Origin of the sequence: Candidatus Marimicrobium litorale (assembly GCF_026262645.1) — a bacterium.
Classification (GTDB): domain Bacteria; phylum Pseudomonadota; class Gammaproteobacteria; order Pseudomonadales; family Halieaceae; genus Marimicrobium; species Marimicrobium litorale.
In genome coordinates this window covers 614699-638713 of sequence record NZ_SHNO01000001.1, presented here as the reverse complement: position 1 = coordinate 638713, position 24015 = coordinate 614699, and the positions used below count along the sequence as shown (strand labels likewise).

Here is a 24015-nt window from a genome sequence, read left to right as displayed (position 1 = left end):
AGTTCCAAGGTGCTAGACGCGTATCGCGAACACGTGGCCGAACGGGCCGCACAGAACATTCCGCCAAAACCCCTCAGCGCTGAACAAACAGCGGGGCTGGTAGAGCTTCTTGAGACGCCACCTGCCGGGGAAGAAGAGTTTCTGCTCGACCTTATCACAACGCGTATACCGCCCGGGGTTGATGAGGCCGCCTACGTCAAAGCCGGCTTTCTTTCAGCCATCATCAAAGGGGAAGCCAAAAGCCCTCTTATAGACCGCAGTCGGGCAGTTTCTCTGCTCGGTAATATGCACGGAGGATATAACATCGAAACGCTGGTTCACTTGTTGGGAGACAAGGAACTGGGCCAGCAAGCTGCTCGCGAACTCAAGCACACGCTGCTGATGTTTGACGCCTTTCACGATGTCGCAGAGCTCGCTGAAAAGGGCAATGAAAACGCAAAGGGTGTGATGCAATCCTGGGCCGACGGCGAATGGTTCACGAATCAGGATGAAGTACCGGCCTCCATAAAAGTAGCCGTATTCAAAGTCACCGGCGAAACCAATACCGATGATCTCTCTCCGGCGCCGGACGCCTGGTCAAGGCCTGACATCCCCCTGCACGCCCTGGCTATGTATAAAATGACTCGTGACGGCCTTGAGCCCCAAGAGCAAGGCGTTACAGGCCCCATGAAGCAGGTCGCTGAGATACAGTCGAAAGGCCTCCCGGTCGCTTTTGTCGGCGACGTAGTTGGCACAGGCTCTTCTCGCAAGTCCGCTACTAACTCTGTTCTCTGGTTTTTCGGTGATGACATCGACGGTGTGCCCAATAAAAAAGGGGGCGGGATTTGCATCGGAGGCAAGGTCGCCCCGATTTTTTATAACACCATGGAAGATGCGGGGGCATTAGTCTTCGAGGCACCCGTGGACGAGCTAGGCATGGGCGACGTCATCGAGATTCGGCCATACGATGGAAAAATATTGTCAGAGTCCGGCGATGTATTGTCTGAGTTTGAGCTGAAGTCCGACGTTTTGCTGGATGAAGTCAGGGCAGGCGGACGGATTAACCTGATTATCGGCCGAGGACTAACTGCTCGAGCTCGCGAGGCGCTTTCTCTCGGCGAATCCGAACTGTTCCGCAAGCCTGAACAGCCCACTGATACGGGCAAGGGCTTCTCCCTCGCGCAGAAAATGGTCGGCCGCGCCTGCGGTACCGATGGCATTCGCGCCGGCACTTACTGCGAGCCGAAAATGACGACTGTGGGCTCACAGGACACGACCGGACCGATGACCCGCGACGAGCTTAAAGATCTCGCGTGCCTTGGCTTCTCTGCCGACCTCACAATGCAGAGCTTCTGCCACACGGCGGCCTATCCCAAACCCGTAGACATCGATACCCAGCACACACTGCCGGACTTTATTATGACCAGAGGCGGCGTCTCTCTGCGACCGGGGGATGGCATTATTCACTCCTGGCTTAATCGTATGCTACTCCCTGATACTGTCGGCACCGGTGGCGATTCACATACCCGCTTTCCTATGGGTATTTCTTTCCCCGCAGGTTCAGGCCTTGTTGCATTTGCAGCCGCAACGGGCGTTATGCCACTGGACATGCCCGAATCGGTTTTGGTGCGATTCAAGGGCGAAAAGCAGCCCGGTGTCACTCTGCGCGATCTCGTGCACGCGATTCCCTACTACGCCATACAGCAAGGCCTGCTGACCGTGGAAAAGAAAGGAAAGAAAAATATTTTCTCTGGCCGCATTCTCGAGATTGAAGGGCTCAGTGACCTCACCGTCGAACAGGCCTTTGAACTATCTGACGCATCTGCCGAACGCTCGGCCGCAGGATGCACAATCGACTTATCAGAAGACTCTGTTACCGAGTACCTGCGCTCGAATGTCGTACTCTTGAGATCCATGATCGCAGATGGCTATGGCGATTCGCGCACATTAGAGCGCCGTGCGCGCAAAATGGAAGAGTGGCTGGACAATCCGTCGCTGATGAAAGCAGACGCAGATGCCGAGTACGCGGCGATAATCGAGATAGACCTTGCCGACGTTAAGGAGCCCATCGTTTGCGCGCCCAATGACCCGGATGATGCCCGGTTACTTTCCGACGTCGCTGGCGACCAGGTAGATGAAGTATTTATCGGCTCCTGCATGACTAATATCGGCCACTTCCGCGCCGCCGGTAAGTTATTGCAACAGCACAAAGGCGGTATTTCAACGCGAATGTGGCTAGTGCCACCAACAAAGATGGATGAACACCAGCTCATGCAGGAGGGCTATTACAATATCTTTGGCGCTGCTGGAGCACGCACAGAAATGCCCGGCTGCTCGCTCTGCATGGGTAATCAAGCCCGCGTAGCGGCCAACTCAACCGTGTTATCGACCTCGACAAGAAACTTCCCCAATCGTCTTGGTGATGGCGCCAACGTCTATCTGACCAGCGCTGAACTTGCGGCGGTTGGTGCCATTATGGGCAAGCTTCCTTCCCCGGAGGAGTATCTCGAGTATGCGAAGAACCTTGATTCGATGGCAGACGATATCTATCGTTACCTGAACTTTGATCAGATCAAGGAATTTCAGGACAGTGCAGAACAAGGCGCACGCATTGCCGCAACGGAAATTCAGGAAGTGGCGCTATAGTCCAATGACGCTTCTGCCAGCCTGATTGCACGGGCTGGCAGAGGCCTCACTCACCCTAGACGGAAAGATTCAGATCGCCTCCGGCATTGCGTTGTACTTTGGGCTTAAATCCAGAGACAGCTCGGATAAATTCTTTCAGCACACTTTGGTCATCGCCATTCCCGCCAGCGCGTGTCTCATAAGCCATGCGGGCGTAGAGCGCGGTGATATTCCATACTTGCTCTGATTCCTCAGGTATTGCCGCTGCAACGCGCGCTGCAAAGTCACCCGGCGCCTCGCCATTGACCCGTATCAAGCCAACAAGCGAAAGCCGGTCACAGAATAACCGGTAATGCTTATCTGCCGGACTCACCGGGAAAGTCTCTTTTCCGCGAAACAGCGATATCGCAACAGGAATCAGCACCAGCGCCCAACTGCCAATGAAAGCGGCAATAAAGGTTCGTGCGCTAATTTCTCCGAAAACCCGCTGCAGAAGCTGCATTTGTTGACCGCTGTCAAAGCCTACTACCCAACTTTGCCAACCATAGGTTAGCGCGTCATAACGCAATCGCAGTTCGTTCAACAGTGCGACGCTGCGATAGCGCACCGGCGAGAGAGGAATATCGGAGAGAAAACTGCCCTCTGACTCCATCGCCTCTTCCAGACCCATTTCAATGCGAGTCGGTGATACAGCCGCCGTTGGGTCGGCACGCACCCAACCTCTTCCCTGTATCCAAACTTCGGCCCAGGCATGAGCATCAAACTGGTGGACGATGACTGTCCTGTTAACGGGATTCACTTCGCCTCCCTGATAGCCCGCTACGACCCTCGCGGGAATCCCGGCGGCTCGCATCATAAACACGAACGCGGAGGCGTAATGCTCACAAAAGCCTCGACGGCTATCAAACAGAAATTGATCAATAGCATGCTGCCCCAGCAGTTGACCCGGCCTCAGGGTATAAACATAAGTCTCCGTAGTGAACTTATTCATGACCAACGAGACGAACGCCGCATCAGTTTGTACAGAATCCCGCATTTCAAGAGCAAGCGTACGACTGCGCGGGTTCGCATTGGGAGGCAGTTTCGTTTCTGTTTTCCGACGCCATTCGGACAACGTGGGCTCAAGTTCGGCCCCCGTCCAACTCAGCGCACGGTAAATGTACTCAACTTCTACAGGTGTTGGTGAGACAAGGCGGAAATCTGGCGTCGCCATTACACCGGGCGTGTTAGAGACCGCATACCGCAATCCATACAGCCATTGCTGGTTCGTTGGCTCCATAATGACACTGTAGGCGAGCGGCTCGCCTACCGTCGACACCGTCTGGGGTCGCGCCTCCCTGGCCGGAACTGAGTACAAGCCGAGGGTAGACCAAGCGCCATTCTCCAGCTTGCTCATCACTAGTCCACGCCAATACAGTTCAGATGAGGGTGGAATGTCACCCTCAAATTTTACCCGAAAGGCGACGTCATCGGATTGAGTCAGGCTGGCTATATCCCCCGGCTTCATAAAATCACTCATGCCGGTCGTGCCCGCATTGCTGTTTGTCGGCATTTTCCATAGTGGGCCGATACGAGGAAACAACAGAAACAAAACGACCATTAGCGGCAATGCCTGTAACAGCATGACGAAGGCGAGACGAATAGTGCGGCGATTAAACTGGTGCTGACCCGGTTGGTGCAGCGCAATCAGAGTTGTGGTCAACAGCGTCACGCACAACAAGGAATAAAACGTAATCAGCAAGTCCTGGCTGAAAAGAAATTCGGTCAGGCACACGAAGTAACCAAGGAAAATTAGTACATATGCATCCTGGCGATGAGCCAACTCGATAAACTTGAAAGCAAAAGCGGTCAGTAACAGGGCTACGGTGGGCTCTAGTCCGACAAATGAACCGTAGCTAAAGTAAATGCCCGCAAAGCTGCTGACAATCATAGCCAGCTTCAACTTCCGGCGAGGAAAGGACCACCGACCCCTGTAGACCTGCCAGCGCCAGCCAACGGCTATCACATACACTACTAGAACCCATGGCGGGAGTCTCACCGCGTGCGGCGCAACCAGAGCAAACAGACAAATGATTCCCCATACAAGGGCATTACGAGGCACTTGTTGTAAAACACTCACGAGGCAGCACCCTCGAAACCAAACAGTGCAAGCTCCTTGAGCACTCGATCCCGATGCTTCTCTCCGCTGGCAGGCTGAATAACCAATCCGGGTAGACGCAGGCCGTACTCTTCCGACTGCTCCTCGAATGCCAATACCCAGTAGCATAAGTGCGAAAGGCGCTGCTCAACCCCCGCCCCGGGAAATTGCTCCCAGTCCAACCAAACGCTGCGATCCGCATAGGCGGTATATTGCTTAGTCTGAACGCCCTGCCCCTTAGCCAAACCTTTCCAATGCACCTGACGCAGCGAATCACCAACGCGGTAGTCCCTGAACCCATAGAAATCATCATTACCTGGCACAGGCACCGCGGCGCCATCCGGCGAGTCCGTCGCCAGCCCCGGCAGATCGGGAGATGCAATAAGGGCCGGATAAACCAGCGCGCTAATATCGAGATCAATCCATGTCCAACAACGCAGTAGCCCCAGTGGGTAGGTCGACTCCACCAACAATCGCCCGGGATTGAACCAACCTCTTTTATCCACCGGCACATGCAATTGAAAACGAATGCTATCCTCATCAACCAGATTGACAAGAATCTCGCTGCCGTCCGGCCAGGCAAAATAGAGCGCGAAATGATCCCGCCTCTTACTGCGCTCCACCATGAGATAAAAATCGGACAGCTGCCCAGGAAAGACCGGGGTTGCCCGCAGTGCTCGAATAGTCAGGCCCGACAAGTTAGCGTAGGTGTGCAGAATTGCAACAATGAAAAGCGTCATAAGAAGAAACGTCAGGCCGTAACTCAAGTTACTTTCAAAATTAATCGCGGCTATCAACATAACCAAAAGACACACACTAAAAAACAAACCGATACGACTGGGAAAAATGAAAATACGTCGTTGATTAAGCGTGATTTTCCGCGCCGGGGGGATACGCCGATTGACCCATTTTTCAAACCCTACACGCAGACGATTTCTGTATTCGCGCTTACCGCCTTTATGCGAGAGAAAGCCCACTGAAATTCGCTCAGCTGCCAATGACGTCCACGTCGCGCAACAACAGGTCGACAAGCCCGTCGCCATCCCCGGCGTAGTCACCGCTGGGTATTAATCGGTGTGACACAACTGCAGATAATACTTGCTGTACATCTTCGGGGACGACATGACCACGATTATGCATAGCCGCCCAAGTCTTCGCACAATCAAGAAGTGCCAGCGCGCCGCGCGGCGACAACCCGACCTCGAACTCCGGAGATTGGCGGGTGTGAGCAACCAGTCGCTGCAAATAATCTAGTAAGTCCTCAGACGCGTGCACCTGACTGACAGCCTGGCGAATCATGTCAAGCTGATCAGGATCAATACATTGCCGGGGATTCCTGATTTCCTGCGCGGCACTGTGACGCCGCTCAAACATCTCTCGCTCCGCCTTGGGATGAGGATAGCCCAGTTCAAGGCGCATCAAGAAACGATCCAGTTGTGATTCAGGCAAGGGATAAGTGCCAGACTGGTGGACCGGATTCTGTGTCGCTATAACAAAGAAAGGCTGCGGTAGCGGTCGGGTCTCACCCTCCACCGTCGCCTGCCCTTCCGCCATAGCCTCCAATAATGCGCTTTGCGTGCGCGGGGTTGCCCGGTTGATCTCATCTGCCAGCAGAAGCTGAGTGAAAACGGGGCCGGGATGGAACGTAAAGGTTGAGTCTTTGGCATCAAAAATTGATACGCCGAGAATGTCCGCCGGAAGCAGATCACTGGTAAATTGCACACGCGTCCAGGATAGCCCCAGCACAGAGGCGAGCGCATGAGAGAGGGTCGTCTTACCCATCCCGGGTAAATCTTCAATGAGCAGGTGACCACGCGCAAACAAACAACACAGTGCAAGTCTGATCTGCGGCTCTTTGCCAAGAAGAATTTGGCTTATCTCGGAAACCGCTACGTCAATCAGGCCCTGAAGGCCCCGCACGTTTTTGCTGACTGACGCGTCCTTGCGATTCATTTCACTAACCGGCTGATTGATATCCATTTTGACTCCGCTCGTCTACCGGCTCACTCCAGCCCATGATAAAGGCGCATCGGCTTCCAAGAGTGCAGCAAAACAAAACATCACATCCCATCGTCATGCTTCGCGCTTGCACCGCGCAGAACTTAAACATTGAGCCGGTCACACGCCTGCCCCCGTAAAGACTGTCAGCACTATCGATCAAGCGCGTATCGCGTCGAAACCGCGGTGCAAATCAGCCTTGAGATCCTCCACATGCTCAAGACCCACCGCGACACGTACGAGATTATCGCTAATACCTGCTTGTTTGCGCTGCTCCGGTGACAAGCGACCATGGGTTGTTGTCGCCGGGTGCACTATCGTTGTCTTTGCGTCGCCCAAGTTAGCGGTGAGGGACATGATTCTGACGCCGTCGATAAACTGCCACGCTTGCTCGCGACCTCCACGAATGGTGAACGAAAGAACTCCTCCGAAAGCCGATTGCTGTTGAGCAGCAAGGGCATGACCCGGATGATCCTCCAAGCCCGCATAGAATACTTTTTCGACGTCCGGCTGAGGTTTTAACCAGCGCGCTATATCTATCGCAGAGCGGCTGTGAGCTTCCATCCTTAGGCGCAAGGTCTCCAGCCCCTTGAGAAACACCCAGGCATTGAAAGCGCTCATGGTCGGCCCGCATGTACGAAGAAAAGTGACAATCTCCTGCATCATATCGGCGCTCCCCACCACAGCACCGCCGACGCAACGCCCTTGTCCATCGAGATACTTTGTCGCAGAGTGCACCACGATATCCGCTCCCAATTCCAGAGGTCGCTGCAGTGCGGGTGTGCAAAAGCAGTTATCGACAACCAGTAACGCCCCATGCTCTTTCGCCAATCGAGCCATTGCCGGTATATCGGCCACTTCACATAGAGGGTTGGATGGCGTCTCCAGAAAAAACATGGCGGTTTCAGGTCGAGCAGCATTTTTCCAGCCAGCCGCATCAAGCAAAGGAACAAACGTCACCGCAACGCCAAATTTCTCCATATATCGGCTAAACAGATTCACCGAGGTGCCGAAAACATCCCTTGAACACACAACATGATCACCCGCTTTGAGAAATGCCATGCATATACTGAGAATTGCTGACATACCGGACGCTGTTCCCACGGCTGCCTCGGCACCTTCAAGCGCTGCGAGCCGCTCTTCAAAGCTGCGAACACTGGGGTTAGTATACCGAGAGTACACGTTTCCCGCAGACTCACCCGTAAACCTTGCCGCAGCCTGTTCGGCATTCTCAAAAACATAGCTGGAAGTGGCAAATATTGGCTCTGAATGCTCACCCTCCTGCGTACGGTGAATACCACTGCGCACCGCTAGCGTATCTGGATGCGCGGTAGCCAATGGATCTTGTTCGTCCTGATCACTCATACTAGGTCCTATACATCGTTATGCAGCCCGACTACGGCACCTTCGGTCTGCAACTCGATGCGTCGCTCCGCCTGGGCCTCATCATTACGCAGGGACTCTATCCGATCCAGATAGGTTTGGTCGATATCCCCTGTGAGATACTCACCATTGAACACCGAACAATCAAAACCACTAACCTTCGGGTTACCCTCCAGCGAACACGCGACCAGATCCTCCAGATCCTGATACACCAGCCAATCGGCTCCGATCAATTCACAGATTTCCTCGTCGGTTCTGCCGTGGGCAATGAGCTCGGAGGCCGCAGGCATATCAATACCATAGACGTTTGGATATCTGACGGCCGGTGCCGCTGACGCAAAATACACATTTTCAGCACCCGCTTCCCGTGCCATTTCGATAATTTGTCGGCAGGTGGTCCCACGCACAATGGAGTCGTCGACCAGCATGACGTTCTTACCGGAAAATTCCAGTGGAACCGGGTTCAACTTTTGTCGCACAGATTTTTTGCGCTGGTTTTGACCAGGCATAATAAATGTTCGCCCGATGTAACGATTCTTCATCAGCCCTTCACGAAATTTGATATTCAACTCGTAGGCCATGGACTGGGCGGCAATACGACTGGTATCCGGAATCGGGATAATGACATCGATATGGAGATCCGGACGCAAACGTCGGACCTTGCGAGCTAGCGCCTCTCCCTGACGCATTCTCGTTTTATAGACAGAGATTCCGTCCATCAAGGAGTCGGGGCGGGCGAAATAAACATGCTCAAATATGCACGGCGACAGAATCGCAGCCTCGGCACACTTGCGGCGGTGGAGTTGTCCATTCTGGTCAATAAAAATGGCTTCGCCGGGGGCAACATCATCAAGCAGAGTGAAACCCAATACATCGAGAGCGACACTCTCGGAAGCGATCATGTATTCTGGGCCATCAGAGGTTTCCCTCATACCAACTACTAACGGACGGATACCCAGTGGATCCCGGAAGCCGAAAACGCCGTAGTTCACCAGTAGGCCGATTACCGCATAACCACCTTTACACCGCTGGTGCACCGCTTCTACCGCCGTAAAAATATCCTCCGGGGCGGGACTCAATTTACCAAGACTCTGCAGTTCGTGTGCGAAGACGTTGAGGAGAACCTCCGAGTCAGAATCTGTATTCAGGTGCCTCAGGTCGTCCTGAAAAATCTCCCTGGTGAGCGTGTCTGAATTGGTCAAGTTGCCATTGTGCGCCATGGCTATACCGTAGGGCGAGTTCACATAAAACGGCTGCGCAAGGGCGATTCCCGAACTTCCCGCCGTTGGGTAACGAACATGTCCGATACCCATGGTTCCACTGAGGCGCTGCATATGATGCTGTCGAAAAACGTCGCGCACCAAACCCTCCGCCTTGCGCTGGCTGAAACGCCCTTCACCACACGTAACGATGCCCGCCGCATCCTGGCCGCGATGCTGCAAAACCGTCAACGCCTCATAGATTTCCGGCGCAACGTCTGATTTCGCGACCAGCCCTACTAAACCACACATTCCGTTTTCACCTCACTTAACCAAACCGATCAGATTGCCTTGATGGGTGCCTGTCCCGCATAGTACTCCGAAAATAGTTGCCGCACCCACTGCGCCAGCATATCCATATAGGGTGTCAACTGTGCCTGCTCCAGCCATACCAGGTTTTGCGGCGGCGCCAACTGCCTGAGCAAGTACATCAGCACGAGAGCGATGATGATGCCTCTAACCAAGCCAAAGCCCGTACCCAGCAGGCGATCCATAACTGTGAGCCCGCTCGCCTTCACCATCTGGGCCGCAAGCAAACCCGTGATACCACCAACAACCAGTGTACCGGCCAACAATATAGCGTAAGATGCAACGTACCGCCCTGTTACGTTGTCTATCCACGGCGTAAGGAAACTCGCAAGGTTTCCAACGAACATATTCGCGACGACAAATGCGGCGACCCACCCTGCCAGAGAGATAGCCTCTCGAACAAAACCACGCCACAAACTCAGTAGGATAGACAATCCGAGTATTGACACGATTCCCCAATCAGCCGCATTAAACAGCGTCCAATCAACCATTACTGTAAGAATCCATGGAACACACTAAGGTATATACCTTGCTACCAGCGACTTTACATCGTAGCGGGCATCGACATCGGATTTGAGCCGCTGCAGCTGAATTTTTTCAAACTGGGGCCCTATGCACACACGGTACAGGTTTTTCTCATTGCGTGTGACTTTCGTTATGTACGCCTTGTAATCACGCGCCAATAGCTCCTTAAGCAACTTATCGGCGGCCACCTTGTTGCTCAGTGTGGCAACCTGTAACGTCCAGGCGATCGGAATGCCATCCTCGTCCATCATTAGGTTTTCTGGCCGCACGTCTCTTGCCGCGTGCGCGCTGGTCGCTTCATCAGCGGCTCCCGCCTTACGCTCGGCGGCAGACGACGCTGATGCTTGAGGCAATCCGCTATCCTTGTCTCGCTCTTCGGAGTCCACCGCTGGCGCAGACGTTTCGGAGAACCGCAATCCCTCATCCGAAGGAGGATCGATGATCACGCGAGGCACTGCGGGTCTTGACGGCATTTCACCAATATCCGATATCGTATTTCTGTCAGACTGTACAAAAATGATGGGCCAGAAAATCACGCCCAGCGCCACCAGTATCAACCCCCCTACAAGCCGCTGCTTGTGTATCTCGTTCACCTATGTCCCCTCAAACTCTTCAAGCTGCCTTTGTAACAGCGGTAGTACTCCAGCGACGGTATGGAATGAACCAAAAACCACCAGCCGGTCGTCGCATCCCGCCAGGCGCTGCGCTCTGCGCAGCGCCTGGCGCAGGTTTTTGCTGGTGCTGATTAGAGAATGGCCCGTATTGCGCAGCCACTCCGCAACTACCTGCGCGTTCTCAGCACGCGGAACATCGGGCTGATCTGCGAGAAACCACGCATCAAAAATACCGCCGGCCGCACGCACCATCGCGCCTATGTCCTTGTCTGCCAGAGCAGAGAAAATCGCAATCGTCTTACCCTCGCTAGGCAACGCTTCCAGATACTCTACAAGCCGCAGCACCGCTGCCGGATTGTGCCCCACGTCAAGGATATACTCTTGTCCTCCGATGTCCCAGCGCTGACACCGACCCACTGGCTCCACCCTTTGGAGCGCCCTATCGAGGGAGGCCTCGCTGAAACGCCAATCCAATAAGCACGCCGCCTGTATCGCGGTAGCAATATTTTGCGGCAGTAGCGAACCCGATGGCCTTGGACCCGTAGACTGCAGTGCCCCTGAACTGTCCCGCCACTCCGCTTGCCAGTGACCAGCTTCCAGTGAGACGCTGAAATCCTGTCCTGTAAATAATACCGGAGTCGCCTCAGACTCTTTTACGGCCTGTCGCAATGCTGCCGGGGGCTCCGGCTCACCAATGACCACCGGGGTTGAGGCACGCAAGATGCCTGCTTTCTCTCGCGCGATGGCGTCCCGGGTGTCGCCCAGCCAGTCCTGGTGATCGAGGTCAATACTGGTAATCACCGACACGTCCGGATCGACCATATTTACCGAATCCAGGCGCCCGCCCAATCCCACCTCTAGAATAATCACATCGGGGTCGCGTGCGGCAAAGACCAGGAGTGCCGCCAGCGTCGCAAACTCAAAGTAGGTAAGGGGTGTCTCCCCCCGGGCTTGCTCGATGTCCTTGAACGCCCGCACGATCTCTTCGTCGGATGCCTCCCGACCCGCGACGCGAATTCTCTCGTTAAATCGGAGTAAGTGTGGCGATGTGAACGTCCCTGTAGTGAGGCCCGCCCCCTGAAACAGGCCTTCCAACAGCGCTACCACTGAACCCTTGCCATTAGTGCCCGCCACGGTCACGACGGATTGTCTCACCGGCAGTAGTTGCAGCCTGCCCGCTACCGCCGACACGCGCTCCAAACCCAGCTCTACCGCTTTTGGATGAATACGCTCTATCCGCTGCAGCCATTCCTCCAGCGTCGCGTCATTCATCTCCTTTTTCGGCTGGCTCAGGAGCGCCCTCGCCCCCTCGCGCCTCTTGCACCTCTTGCGTCTCTTGCGTCTCTGCTAACGGCTCAGACAAGGGCAACTCCAGCGGCGCACCCGTCATCTTAGCCAATAACCGGGCAAGCGTATCGCGCATCTCGGTACGGTGTATGATCATATCAATCGCACCATGCTCCAGCAGGAATTCACTGCGCTGAAAGCCCTTGGGCAGTTTCTGGCGGATTGTCTGTTCGATGATGTTGGGGCCGGCAAAACCAGCCCGAGCATCTGGTTCTGCCACATTTACATCGCCAAGAAGGGCCAGCGAGGCGGACACTCCGCCGTAAATCGGGTCGGTCATAACCGATATGTAGGGCACGCCTGCCTGTTTCAGGCGCTCCAATACTGCGCTGGTCTTGGCCATTTGCATGAGCGAAATCAATGCTTCCTGCATACGCGCTCCGCCGGAGGCCGAGAAACACACGAGCGGGATACGCTCTTCCAAAGCAATCTGTGCCGCACGGGTAAACTTTTCCCCTACGGCATAGCCCATGGAGCCACCATGAAAATCAAATTCGAACGCAAGAGCGATGAGTGGCAGACCATGAAGCTGCCCGCGCATGGCAATCAGGGCGTCTTTTTCACCGGTAGATTTTTGAGCCGCGCTCAAACGATCCTTGTAACGCTTCTTATCTTTGAACTTGAGCCGGTCGACAGACTCGATATCAGAAAGAATCTCTTTGCCTCCGGGCTCGTCGAGGAATCGTCCGAGGCGTTTTCGCGCCCCGATACGCATATGATGATCACATTTCGGGCAGACGTCGTCGTTGCGCTGCACATCCGGTAGATAAAGAACCGCCTCGCACTTAACGCATTTCCGCCAAAGTCCCTCGGGCACGCTACTGGACGTCGGGTCACCCGCTTGCTTGCGCACACCGGACGGCAGGATCTTATCTATCCAGCTCATGTCCTTCCCCACCCTGTAATCGAGACGCCATTATAAACGCTGTAGGGCTCAACTAGGAAGCCACACTATCCACTCCTTCGCGGATATTGCGAATCATATTCGCCGCCGCTTGCAATACTGCGTCCGGTCCATCCGCTTCGGCCATGGCGGTCACGAGGGCGCTCCCTACCACCACACCGTCCGCTGCCGTCGCGATACTGCGAGCTGAGTCTGCGTTTTTGATTCCAAAACCCACTGCCACCGGAAGATCACTGTACTGCCTGATCTGCGCGACGCGCTGCGTCACCTCATTCGTATCCAGATGACCTGCCCCCGTCACTCCCTTGAGTGCGACATAGTAAATAAATCCGCTGGCACGTTTGGCGATCCTTGCAGTTCGCTCCGCGGGCGTCGTCGGCGCCACAAGGAAAATGTTATCCATCCCTACCCGTTTCAGCTGCGCATTCATTTCATCCACTTCCTCGGGAGGAATATCGACCGTCAGTAGGCCGTCGAGTCCCGCCGTTGCCGCCTTGTCGACAAACGCCTCACAGCCCATTCTGAGCACCGGGTTCGCGTAGCCCATTAATAAAACCGGTGTCGTCGTATCGTTGTCACGAAACTCTTTGACCATTGCCAGCGCAGCGCTCAAGGTGACGCCATTTTCCAAAGCGCGCTCGTGGCCCTGCTGAATCACCGGCCCCTCCGCCATGGGATCCGAAAAGGGCACACCCAGCTCAATAATATCCGCACCGCATTCCACCATGCGGTGCATGACAGGGACGGTGAGCTCAACAGCGGGGTCACCAGCAACGATATAGGGGATGACTGCCTTGCGGCCCTGTTGCGCAAGTTGCTCGAACCGCTGGGCTATTCGACTCACAATGGATTGCTCCTTAAACGCGCGCTCAAGCGGTAATACCATCGAGTTGCGCAACCGTGTGAATGTCCTTGTCGCCCCTGCCTGACAAATTGATCACAACAACAGCATCTTTATCCAGAGTGGCTGCCAGTTTTTCCGCATAAGCCAGTGCGTGACTGCTCTCGAGTGCCGGCATAATCCCCTCTACCCGCGTGAGCGTGTGGAAGGCCGCAAGCGCCTCGTCATCATCGGCGACGACATAATTCACTCGCCCGATATCTTTTAACCAGGAGTGCTCAGGGCCGACACCAGGATAGTCCAGGCCGGCGGAAATAGAGTGTGTGTGCATGATCTGGCCATCGGCATCCTGCATCAGATAGGTGCGGTTGCCATGCAGTACGCCCGGAGTTCCCGCACTCAGTGGCGCAGCGTGCTGACCAGTAGACATACCGTGGCCGCCCGCCTCTACCCCGTACATCGCCACTTCCTTATCATCAAGGAAGGGATGAAAAAGACCTATCGCGTTGGACCCGCCACCGACACACGCCACCAGGGCATCAGGCAAACGACCCGTTTGCTCGAGACATTGAGCACGGGCTTCACGGCCAATTACACACTGAAAGTCACGCACGAGCATGGGGTATGGATGCGGCCCGGCGACTGTACCGATGATGTAAAAGGTACCGTCAACATTAGTCACCCAGTCCCGCATAGCCTCATTCATGGCATCTTTAAGGGTTCTGGAGCCGGATGTGACCGAGACCACCTCGGCGCCAAGCAGGCGCATGCGGTAGACATTCAGGGCCTGCCGACGAATGTCCTCCTCGCCCATAAAAACCTGACATTCCAGACCCAACCGGGCTGCAATCGTTGCGGTTGCAACCCCGTGCTGCCCAGCACCGGTCTCTGCGATCAACCTCTTCTTACCCATGTACTTAGCCAACAAGGCTTGACCGATGGTGTTGTTTACCTTGTGTGCGCCTGTGTGATTGAGGTCTTCCCGCTTGAGCAGCAGGCGCGCACCGCCGACCTGTTCAGTCCATCGTTTTGCTTCGTAAAGAGGTGATGGGCGCCCAACATACTGACGCAAATCTTCGTCCAGCTCTGCTTGAAAGTCGGGATCCTTCGACAACGTGCGGTAGGTGTGCTCCAGCTCATCCAGTGCGGCCATCAGTGTCTCCGAGACGAACTTGCCCCCGTAACCACCGAACCGCCCGTCTTCATCGGGAACCGATTGAAACCGTTTAAGGTCAGAACTACTTGTCATGAAATTTCACCTTTCTGATTTAACGGACAGATCGTACCGCGCTGATAAAGCGACGTATTTTAGCTGCGTCCTTGATACCGGGAGCGCTTTCTACACCCCCGCTTACATCCACTGCAGCGGGGCGCACGGTCGTTATAGCCGCGGCCACATTCTCTGCATGCAAACCCCCCGCCAACACAAGCGGCAGCGAGTAACTATCCGAAGAAACGAGAGACCAATCAAAGGCGTGGCCGGTACCGCCCGGCTTACCCTCCTGCCAGGTATCGAGCAAAACCCCCCTCGCCCCGGTAAACTGGCCGAACTCCCGTGCCACATCGAGTCCCGGCTTCATTCTCAGTGCCTTGATCCAAGGCCGGCTGAACTGAGCGCAAAATTCCGGCGTTTCGTCACCGTGAAACTGAATAACGTCTACGGCTACTTGCTCTAATGTACGCATAACGACGTCGGCTGGTTCATCCACAAACAAAGCTACGATCGTCACAAACGGCGGCACATTCTCCACGATCTTTTTTGCCTGCTCAAGACTCACCGCACGAGGACTACCCGGGTAAAACACCAGGCCAATCGCATCCGCCCCCGCCGCGGCCGCGGCCCGGGCGTCCGCCTCTCGGGTAATACCGCAAATTTTGACTCGCGTAGAGGACATCGAATCGTTAGACCCTATGAAAAAACACGCGCGGATGATACCAGATCAGCCACTGAACTGCCTGTGTGTAGGGTTGCCCGATAACGCCAATTTGCGATAAACGCGGCGTCACGCTGTTAGCCCAGTCCGAAACCCATGATCAAGCCGCATCTAGTTGTGCTTCGAAGCGATGATGGGAGGGCCATAGGGGGTCGTGGGCAAACCGAACTGCGCAGGATACTGTATATCTGCAAGGTACAGTCCACTGGCCGGCGCTGTTTCCGCGGCCAGCGTACGATCACGCCCCGTCATGAGTTCATCGACCCATCCCAAAGGCCTGCGGCCATCCCCCACCGCAATGAGGGAACCAGCAATATTCCTGACCATATGATGTAAAAATGCATTTGCGGAAATATCAATGACTACCAGATCGCCCCGGCGCTCCACTGAGACCGATTGCACGTTTCGCATAGGCGTGGCGGCTTGGCAGGATGACGCACGAAACGCGCTAAAGTCTCTCTCTCCCAGCAGCGCCTGCGCCGCCGCATGCATGAGGCGTGCGTCGAGTGGACGACTGCACCACGTCACATGATGGCGTAAAAGCGCAGAGTGTACCGCCGTATTTTCGATCACGTAACGGTAACTGCGGGACAATGCAGAAAACCGTGCATGAAAAGTCTTGTTTACCGCGATGGCCCAGTGTATCCGGACGCTCCGCGGCAGGGTTGAATTGCCGCCAAGCATCCAAGCCCTGCAACTTCGTGATGCCGGCATATCGAAGTGGACGATCTGGGCGTGAGCGTGCACGCCACTGTCGGTGCGACCCGCGCAATGCACGCGCACCGTTGTGTCAGCGACCTCACCCAGCGCGCTCTCGAGTGCACCCTGCACGGTGACCGTGCCAGGATGAGGTTGAACCTGCCACCCGTTGAAATCCTTCCCGTCATACTCTATGCGACACGCGATACGCGTATCTGCAGGCAGCGTGTCCGATGAAGGTGATTCAGCTACCAATACGTTCAAGCAACTTGCGGGCCTCAGCGGTCAATTCGTCACCGCCTTCTGCGATGATCTCGTCGAGGATCTGGCGAGCACCGCCTTCGTCGCCCATATCCAGGTATGCCCGGGCGAGATCCATCTTGGTAGATAAACCATTGCTATCATCGCCGATCATGAGCTCTTCATCCTCGCCACTCGCGAGGTCGCTTGTGCCGAAGTCAGCGGTCAAGTCTAAATCGACGTCACCATTCGCCTGTTCGCTGGGTTCCTCAATCTGTAGCTCGGAGAAATCTGTTTCAACCGTGCGACTCTCCACCGCAGCAGCGGTCGCGGCCGGCGCACCTGCGAAACCAATGCTGGCCTCCGCAACGATAGCGTCAGCTCGCTCAATGGCAATTGCGTCGCCACTTGCGCGGATTAGCTCCAGCTGAGTGGCAACACCGCCCTCGTTATTCACATCGGCGTATATCTCGAGTAGCTTAAGTCGGTAGACCGGATTATTCGGTTCGACATTCAACGCATTGTTCAGCAAATCGATGGCCTGAGGATGACGGCCATAGGCGACGTAAATATCTGCCTCAGCCAGTGCATCTGAGGCATCCACGTCGGAGGCATAGTGGTCGTGCTTTTGCTCACCATAACCGCGGTTGTCGGGCGTAACCTCGGCCTCACTCAATGATGGAGTCTCCGTAGCCTCAGGCACATGATCTTCCTCGTCGTCGTCGAAACTCTGTTGCTTCAATTCGACGTCGGTAAATACATCCTCTTCTTCCGGCGCTGTCTTACGGCGCCGGAGAAACAGATAGGCGGCCAAACCCAGTAGCAGCGCCCCCGCACCATAAAGCAGTCCATTGCTGCCACCAGATTCAACCGCGGGCGGATTCTCGGATTGCTGCTCCTGCGCTGCGGGAATCGTCGATACAGGCTCTGGATTCGCTGCAGGCGCCTGAACAGGCTTCAGTTCAGCAGCCTCCTCCATCGCTGCGAGCACGTCTAAATCAACCGCTGTTTCGTCGACCTGTCGCTGCTCCACCCCCTCTGCAAATTGCTCGCCAGCAGGCATCTCTTCCAGTGGCTGTATTTCACCGTCGAAAGCCTCTGTGTCCACCACGTCCCCGGACCCGCTCTCCAATGTTTTGAGTTCAAGCTCTGTGACCAGAGTTTCAGCTTCAACGTCTACTGCGGCAAGGGCGCTCTGCAAGGCCGATATCTGGTCGTTCTTCAAGCTGATAATTCGTTTAAGCGTCTCTAATTGCTCCTCAACCGCTGCGAGGCGCTCCGCGTCCATTCCGATCGCGACAGCTGCATCGCCGGACGCATCGGATGACTCAGCGCTCTGAGGCGCATTAAAGCCAGGCTCGTCTACTCTCGTTGGTGCCGTCTTTACAGGCGCCTCGGTAACAGCATCCTCCGAATCCACAGAGATTCTCAGAGAGGGTCCACTGTCAGCAGAAAACTCCGCGTCTCGGCCCGCACGCCAAGCGGCGTTCTGGCGGTCAACCTCTGCAAGTGCTGCAGGCATGTCCGCAGAACTGATATCGTCGGGCGCAGGGAGATAAATAATGTAACCCGCCTTTATCCGGTTGATATTGCCATTGACGAAGGCGTCCGGGTTAAGGCGCTGTATATCGAGCATCTCCTGGTGCACCGAAGTACCCGCAGGCTTGGCGCGATTCGCTATATCCCAGAGCGTATCGTCCCGGCCGATCATGTAGCGCGCGCCAGGAGCAGGTGCTGCAGAAGCACTAGCGTTAAAGTCTCGCTGGGGCATCTGGCCCGAGTCGCGACCGGGGTCGGCTATATCGACTCGCGTACCGGAATAGCTCGCTTCACTGCCCTGTGCCTGTCCTGAGACTTTTTTTTCGACGCGCACGGCATCAGCACCGAATAAACCTGCAGGCCTGGCGTCCGGCGCACCTGTCGCCACCTGATCGTCTTCCAATGCCGCAACGGTTTCGCTGGCGGAGATAATGATTGGCGCTTCAGAATAAACCGGAGGGTCAATGAGCACTGTATACTCGCGCAGCAGACGCCCGTTGGGCCATCGTGCCTCCACGATAAAATCGAGATAGGGCTCTAGTACAGGTTCATCAGTGGAAATTACGATGCGCGCATTACCGCTATCGTCGACGACTACGTCGAAATTGATGGTGGTGAGGAAATAATCGCGGTCGATGCCCATCCTGCCAAAATCTTCCGAAGTCGCGAGGCGAATGCGAATCTGATCCTCGGAGAGGCCTTCCTGGTTCCGCAGGTTAACAACGGCTTTTAGCGGCTGGTTCAAAAAAGATTCAAGCTGCAGGTCGCCAAGCCCGAGCGCCATGGTTGTGCTCGCGTGAAGACACCCCATGGCCAACACCGCAGCCGCCAATTTTTGCTTACGAGCCATAACAGCCCCTTATTATTTTATACCTCGAATGAAGACTGACAGCCTTAGCGCCAGCCACTCAATTTCGACCATAACCCGTTCAGTTGACCCCTTAACGTCGCGCGATACCCGCTATGAAGATTGGCCCAGCTGGACACCAAGCGCGGCCACGCCTAACCGAATAATGTCTGCAGTATCAGTGAATTACGGGCATTAATCAAGGTAGGTGGACACCAAGCTCTCGGCAATTTGCACACTATTTAATGCCGCACCCTTGCGTACGTTATCCGATACAACCCACATGTTTAGGCCTCTCGGATGGGAGATGTCCTCCCGTATTCGCCCCACAAATACACCATCCGCCCCTGCGGCCTCTGTGACAGCTGTGGGATAACCGCCGTCTTCCATGGTATCCAGCACAGTCACGCCCGCCGCGCTTGTTAAAAGAGCACGGGCATCCTCAGCCGATATAGGGTCGACGGTCTCGACGTGCACCGCTTCGGAGTGACCGAAAAACACAGGAATGCGCACACAGGTCGGGTTTACCCGCAGGCTTTCATCACTAAAGATCTTTTGGGTTTCCCACACCATCTTCATTTCTTCGCGGGTGTACCCGTTGTCCTGAAACGTATCAATCTGCGGCAAAGCGTTAAAAGCAATCTGTTTCGGATAGGCCTCGCACTCAACCTCCTGGCCGTTCAGTAACCGGGCTGTCTGCCCAGCAAGCTCCTCGACCGCTTCTTTTCCAGTGCCGGAGACGGCTTGATAAGTAGCCACGTTAATCCGCTCAATTCCGACCGCATCGTAAATCGGCTTTAACGCCACTAGCATCTGTATGGTCGAACAATTGGGGTTCGCAATAATATTCCTGTTGGTGTACTGCGCCAACGCATCAATATTTACCTCAGGCACCACAAGCGGGATATCCTCGTCCTGACGAAAGTGAGACGTATTATCAATCACCACACAACCAGCCTCGGCCGCGATCGGCGCGTATTTTGCAGAGACGCTCCCGCCGGCGGAGAAAAGACCAATTTGCACCTGGGCAAAGTCAAACTCAGCCAAGTCGGTCACACGGAGAGACTTACCCTTGAACTCCAGAGTCTTGCCCGCAGAGCGGTTGCTGGCGAGCAAATAAAGTGTCCGCACAGGAAACTCGCGCTCCTCCAAAATACTGATCATGGCCTCGCCTACTGCCCCGGTAGCGCCGACTACGGCCACATCGTACTCACGACTCATAACTGATTTACCCCTGATCTCGACGGCAAGCTAGGCGCCCGACTGGCTGAAGGAATCGAATAGCCAAGGGGACGATTGTTTCCAATTATCCTCAAAGCGACGAATGGCAGACTCACTCTCCAGAGTGAGCGCTATATCATCCAGGCCATTGAGCAGGCAATGTTTGCGAAACGCATCTACCTCAAAACTGATTTCCGCACCGGAAGGTGTTACCACGACCTGTTTGTCGAGATCAATTTTGAGCTCGTATCCATCCATCGCGTACATTTCATCGAATAAACCGTCTACCACCCCCGCGTCCAGTTCAACAGGCAAGATACCGTTCTTGAAACAATTGTTGTAAAAAATATCGGCAAAACTTGGAGCGATGACGCAACGCATACCGAAGTCATCCAACGCCCAGGGCGCGTGCTCACGGCTCGACCCACAACCGAAGTTGTCCCGCGCAAGCAGTACACAAGCTCCCTTATAACGCGGCTTGTTCAGCGCGAAATCGGGGTTGAGCGGCCTGCCGCTGCAATCCTGCCCGGGCTCTCCGCGATCCAGGTAGCGCAGCTCATCGAAAAGGTTGGGTCCAAATCCGCTGCGCTGAATCGACTTGAGAAACTGCTTGGGAATTATCAAGTCCGTATCGACGTTGGCGCGATCCATAGGCGCTGCCACACCCTGCAATACCGTAAAACTCTTCATTGTCTGCTCCTCCTACCAATCCCGCACGTCGGTAAAATGCCCCGTGACTGCTGCCGCGGCTGCCATGGCTGGACTCACCAAATGAGTTCGGCCACCGAAACCCTGTCGCCCCTCGAAGTTACGGTTGGACGTGGAAGCACAGTGCTCGCCCTCACCCAACTTGTCAGAATTCATGGCGAGACACATGGAGCATCCAGGCTCACGCCATTCCAACCCCGCGTCGGTGAACACGGTGTGCAGACCCTCGGACTCCGCCTGCTCTTTTACCTTCCCTGAGCCAGGCACCACCATGGCCAGCTTTACGCTCTCGGCGACCCGCTTGCCTTTGACCACCGCAGCCGCTGCCCGCAAATCCTCAATTCGCGAGTTCGTACAAGAACCAATGAATACCTTGTCCAATTTAATATCGGTAATCGACTGCCCTGCGTCCAGCCCCATGTACTCAAGCGCGCGCTCTATCGCCTCCCGCTCGGTGGAGTTCGCTGCGGCGGCGGGGTCGGGAATCGTGCCGTCTACTGGCAGCACCATCTCTGGTGAAGTACCCCAGGTCACCTGGGGCTTGATATCTTCTCCGCGGAACTGCACCACCCGGTCAAAGACTGCATCCTCATCGCTATGTAAATCTCGCCATGCTTTTACGGCCTGATCCCAGACAACACCCTTTGGTGCATAAGTGCGCCCCTTGACGTACTCGATAGTCTTTTCATCGCAGGCAATCATGCCCGCCCTGGCACCCGCTTCAATCGCCATGTTACAGACCGTCATACGTCCTTCGATCGTGAGGGCGCGAATAACATCACCACCGAATTCAATGGCATAACCGGTGCCACCGGCTGTGCCGATTTCACCGATGATAGCCAGCACTACGTCCTTGGCGGTCACGCCAGGAAGCAACTCCCCGTCGACCCGCAGCAACATATTTTTCATTTTCTGTTGCACCAGGCACTGGGTAGCCAGCACATGCTCCACTTCCGACGTGCCAATACCATGCGCCAATGCGCCGAGAGCTCCGTGCGTGGACGTATGAGAATCGCCGCAGACTATGGTCATGCCCGGCAACGTCGCACCCTGCTCTGGGCCGACTACATGCACAATACCCTGACGCTGATCGTTAATTTCGAATTCCGTGATATCGAAATCCTTGCAATTGTCATCCAGCGTTTGAACCTGCAGCCGGGATATCGGGTCAACAATACCGGCGATACCGCCTTTGCGCTCGTCTAGCAACGTAGGCACGTTGTGGTCAGGCACGGCCAAATTGGCATCTTTGCGCCACGGGTCGCGCCCGGACAGCCGCAGACCCTCAAAGGCCTGGGGTGAAGTCACTTCGTGAATCAACTGTCGATCGATATAGATTAACGCACTGCCGTCCTCGCGCTGCTCTACCAGATGGTTATGCCACAACTTGTCGTAAAGCGTTTTTCCACCCATGAGGGAATCCTCTCGAACCGTAAAATAATCGTATTGGGTACAGGGGGCGAATTATGGGCTTGAAGTTTTAATAACTCAAATTTATTATTTTCATATAATGGATTCCACGCAGGAATAGATAAAATGGATACTCAAAACCTGAGGGCCTTTCTGCTGGTGGCGGAAACCGGATCCTTTTCCGCCGCCGCCGAGGCGCTTCACCTGACGCAGCCCGCGATAAGTAAACGGGTTGCGCAACTTGAGATGCAACTGGACGCCTCCCTTTTTGATCGTATCGGCAGAACGATAAGCACAACTGAGGCCGGTGAGGCGCTGTTGCCACATGCCCGGGCCGTTCATTTAGAGATACAGGCTGCAGAGCAGTCGGTACGAGACCTATCAGGCGAGGTCGCAGGCAAGCTGAAACTGGCGACCAGCCACCATGTTGGCCTGCATCGACTGCCCCCGGTTCTGGATTTTTTTAGCAAGACCTACCCCGCTGTGCAGCTGGACATCGCCTTTATGGATTCCGAGCAGGCCTACGAACTGACGCTTCGTGGCGAGGCAGAACTCGCGATAGTCACCCTTGCTCCACGACCTGTGCATCAGGTGATCACGCATCCCATCTGGCCTGATCCGCTGGACTTCATGGTACAGGGCGAGCACCCTCTGGCCAGGTGCAAGAGCCTCGGGTTGGCTGAATTGAGCGAGCACCCCGCGATACTGCCGGGATTAGGCACCTATACGGGACAAATCGTGAAGCAGCTGTTCGACCAGCGCTCGCTGCCCATACAGGTAACAATGACAACCAATTATCTGGAAACCCTACGCATGATGGCCTCGGTGGGACTGGGCTGGACCGTACTACCCCGCAGCATGTGCGATACGAGTCTTGTAAGACTGCCCCTCAACGACGCGCGTATCGAGCGCACACTGGGCGCTCTGCATCATGAGAGCCGCAGTCTGTCACGCGCCGCCGGTGCCTTCCTCAACGCATTGAATGACGTCGGTCAGGTTACTAGTCATTCTCCGTCGGCAATATAACGCCATCTCCCGCTTCGGCCCCTGCCCGGCGTGCATCGTGTTCGGGGAAGTAGACCGTTCCGCTAAATCGCGCAATCGTGCGCTCACCATTATAGATACCGCCACTACAAAAACCGAAACGCCGCTTGGCGGTCACCTGCTCTGCAACAGCATGCAGCCACTCTCCCTGTCGTGCGCCAGATATAAAATCAATATTCAGGTGCACAGTGGGGCTTCCCGTGATGACGCCATGGGCGAGATTCGCGCCGGTCGCGGCGGTGATATCGGCCAAAGTCATCAACGCGCCACCGTGACACATCCCCATGGTGTTGCAATGGTGCGCACCGACGATAATGCCAAAGCTAGCGCCGTCCCCCTCCACAAGACGATAAATCGGCTGCAGGTTGTCGGTGAAACCAAGCCCCTCGGGTAAACGCTGAAACCCGGCAGGCACATGCGTGATGCTGTCTTTGTCGGTCACCTCGGATACT

General features: G+C 55.4%; 20 protein-coding genes. 2 read left to right on the top strand and 18 right to left on the bottom strand.

Features of this window, described 5'->3' with window-relative positions:
- Window positions 1-9: 9 nt before the first annotated feature.
- Window positions 10-2625 carry a bifunctional aconitate hydratase 2/2-methylisocitrate dehydratase gene (gene acnB / locus EYC82_RS02910; RefSeq protein WP_279248058.1) on the top strand — a complete coding sequence of 872 codons (2616 nt, stop codon included), beginning with the start codon at window positions 10-12 and terminating at the stop codon, window positions 2623-2625.
- Window positions 2626-2680: 55 nt separating this feature from the next.
- Here acnB and EYC82_RS02905 read toward each other — a convergent pair whose 3' ends face one another.
- The 17 genes from EYC82_RS02905 to leuC form a co-directional block, all read right to left on the bottom strand.
- Window positions 2681-4705: a transglutaminase TgpA family protein gene (locus tag EYC82_RS02905; protein WP_279250640.1), complete on the bottom strand. Its 2025-nt coding sequence runs from the start codon at window positions 4703-4705 to the stop codon at window positions 2681-2683.
- Window positions 4706-4719: 14 nt separating this feature from the next.
- Window positions 4720-5508 (bottom strand): DUF58 domain-containing protein, encoded by a 789-nt coding sequence (locus EYC82_RS02900; protein WP_279248057.1) that lies wholly within the window; start codon window positions 5506-5508, stop codon window positions 4720-4722.
- A 220-nt stretch (window positions 5509-5728) separates the two neighbouring features.
- Window positions 5729-6694: an AAA family ATPase gene (locus EYC82_RS02895; RefSeq protein ID WP_279250639.1), complete on the bottom strand. Its 966-nt coding sequence runs from the start codon at window positions 6692-6694 to the stop codon at window positions 5729-5731.
- Between the two features lie 204 nt (window positions 6695-6898).
- Window positions 6899-8104, bottom strand: a complete 1206-nt coding sequence (locus EYC82_RS02890) for an O-succinylhomoserine sulfhydrylase (protein ID WP_279248056.1) — start codon at window positions 8102-8104, stop codon at window positions 6899-6901.
- Window positions 8105-8112: 8 nt separating this feature from the next.
- Window positions 8113-9633, bottom strand: coding sequence for an amidophosphoribosyltransferase (gene purF, locus EYC82_RS02885; RefSeq protein WP_279248055.1), 1521 nt, complete (start codon window positions 9631-9633; stop codon window positions 8113-8115).
- 29 nt (window positions 9634-9662) lie between these two features.
- On the bottom strand, window positions 9663-10181 hold the full coding sequence (locus EYC82_RS02880; protein ID WP_279248054.1) for a CvpA family protein: 519 nt from the start codon (window positions 10179-10181) through the stop codon (window positions 9663-9665).
- Window positions 10182-10205: 24 nt separating this feature from the next.
- Window positions 10206-10808, bottom strand: a complete 603-nt coding sequence (locus tag EYC82_RS02875) for an SPOR domain-containing protein (protein ID WP_279248053.1) — start codon at window positions 10806-10808, stop codon at window positions 10206-10208.
- The gene (locus tag EYC82_RS02870; protein ID WP_279248052.1) at window positions 10809-12101 is read right to left on the bottom strand and encodes a bifunctional folylpolyglutamate synthase/dihydrofolate synthase; all 1293 of its coding nucleotides are present in this window, start codon (window positions 12099-12101) and stop codon (window positions 10809-10811) included. It lies immediately after the preceding gene.
- Entirely contained in the window at window positions 12094-13062 is a 969-nt protein-coding gene (gene accD, locus EYC82_RS02865; protein ID WP_279248051.1) for an acetyl-CoA carboxylase, carboxyltransferase subunit beta, read from the bottom strand. The genes EYC82_RS02870 and accD overlap by 8 nt, the downstream gene beginning before the upstream one ends.
- 52 nt (window positions 13063-13114) lie before the next feature.
- A complete protein-coding gene (gene trpA / locus EYC82_RS02860) occupies window positions 13115-13924 on the bottom strand; it encodes a tryptophan synthase subunit alpha (RefSeq protein ID WP_279248050.1) in 810 nt (269 codons plus the stop codon).
- 25 nt (window positions 13925-13949) lie between these two features.
- Complete coding sequence (gene trpB / locus EYC82_RS02855; RefSeq protein ID WP_279248049.1) at window positions 13950-15170, bottom strand: tryptophan synthase subunit beta; 1221 nt, start codon at window positions 15168-15170, stop codon at window positions 13950-13952.
- Window positions 15171-15189: 19 nt separating this feature from the next.
- Window positions 15190-15816: a phosphoribosylanthranilate isomerase gene (locus EYC82_RS02850; RefSeq protein WP_279248048.1), complete on the bottom strand. Its 627-nt coding sequence runs from the start codon at window positions 15814-15816 to the stop codon at window positions 15190-15192.
- 150 nt (window positions 15817-15966) lie between these two features.
- On the bottom strand, window positions 15967-16818 hold the full coding sequence (truA, locus tag EYC82_RS02845; protein WP_279248047.1) for a tRNA pseudouridine(38-40) synthase TruA: 852 nt from the start codon (window positions 16816-16818) through the stop codon (window positions 15967-15969).
- Entirely contained in the window at window positions 16799-19183 is a 2385-nt protein-coding gene (locus tag EYC82_RS02840) for a type IV pilus assembly protein FimV (protein WP_279248046.1), read from the bottom strand. Before EYC82_RS02840 ends, truA begins: the two co-directional genes overlap by 20 nt.
- A 192-nt stretch (window positions 19184-19375) precedes the next feature.
- Window positions 19376-20401 (bottom strand): aspartate-semialdehyde dehydrogenase, encoded by a 1026-nt coding sequence (locus EYC82_RS02835; RefSeq protein ID WP_279248045.1) that lies wholly within the window; start codon window positions 20399-20401, stop codon window positions 19376-19378.
- Window positions 20402-20431: 30 nt separating this feature from the next.
- The gene (leuD, locus tag EYC82_RS02830) at window positions 20432-21091 is read right to left on the bottom strand and encodes a 3-isopropylmalate dehydratase small subunit (protein WP_279248044.1); all 660 of its coding nucleotides are present in this window, start codon (window positions 21089-21091) and stop codon (window positions 20432-20434) included.
- A gap of 12 nt (window positions 21092-21103) precedes the next feature.
- Window positions 21104-22522: a 3-isopropylmalate dehydratase large subunit gene (gene leuC, locus EYC82_RS02825; RefSeq protein WP_279248043.1), complete on the bottom strand. Its 1419-nt coding sequence runs from the start codon at window positions 22520-22522 to the stop codon at window positions 21104-21106.
- 123 nt (window positions 22523-22645) lie between these two features.
- On the opposite strand from leuC, the gene EYC82_RS02820 reads away from it, so the two are divergent.
- The gene (locus EYC82_RS02820; protein WP_279248042.1) at window positions 22646-23545 is read left to right on the top strand and encodes a LysR family transcriptional regulator; all 900 of its coding nucleotides are present in this window, start codon (window positions 22646-22648) and stop codon (window positions 23543-23545) included.
- On the opposite strand, the gene EYC82_RS02815 is transcribed toward EYC82_RS02820, so the two are convergent.
- Window positions 23520-24005: a PaaI family thioesterase gene (locus EYC82_RS02815; RefSeq protein WP_279248041.1), complete on the bottom strand. Its 486-nt coding sequence runs from the start codon at window positions 24003-24005 to the stop codon at window positions 23520-23522. The genes EYC82_RS02820 and EYC82_RS02815 overlap by 26 nt on opposite strands.
- Window positions 24006-24015: the final 10 nt, after the last annotated feature.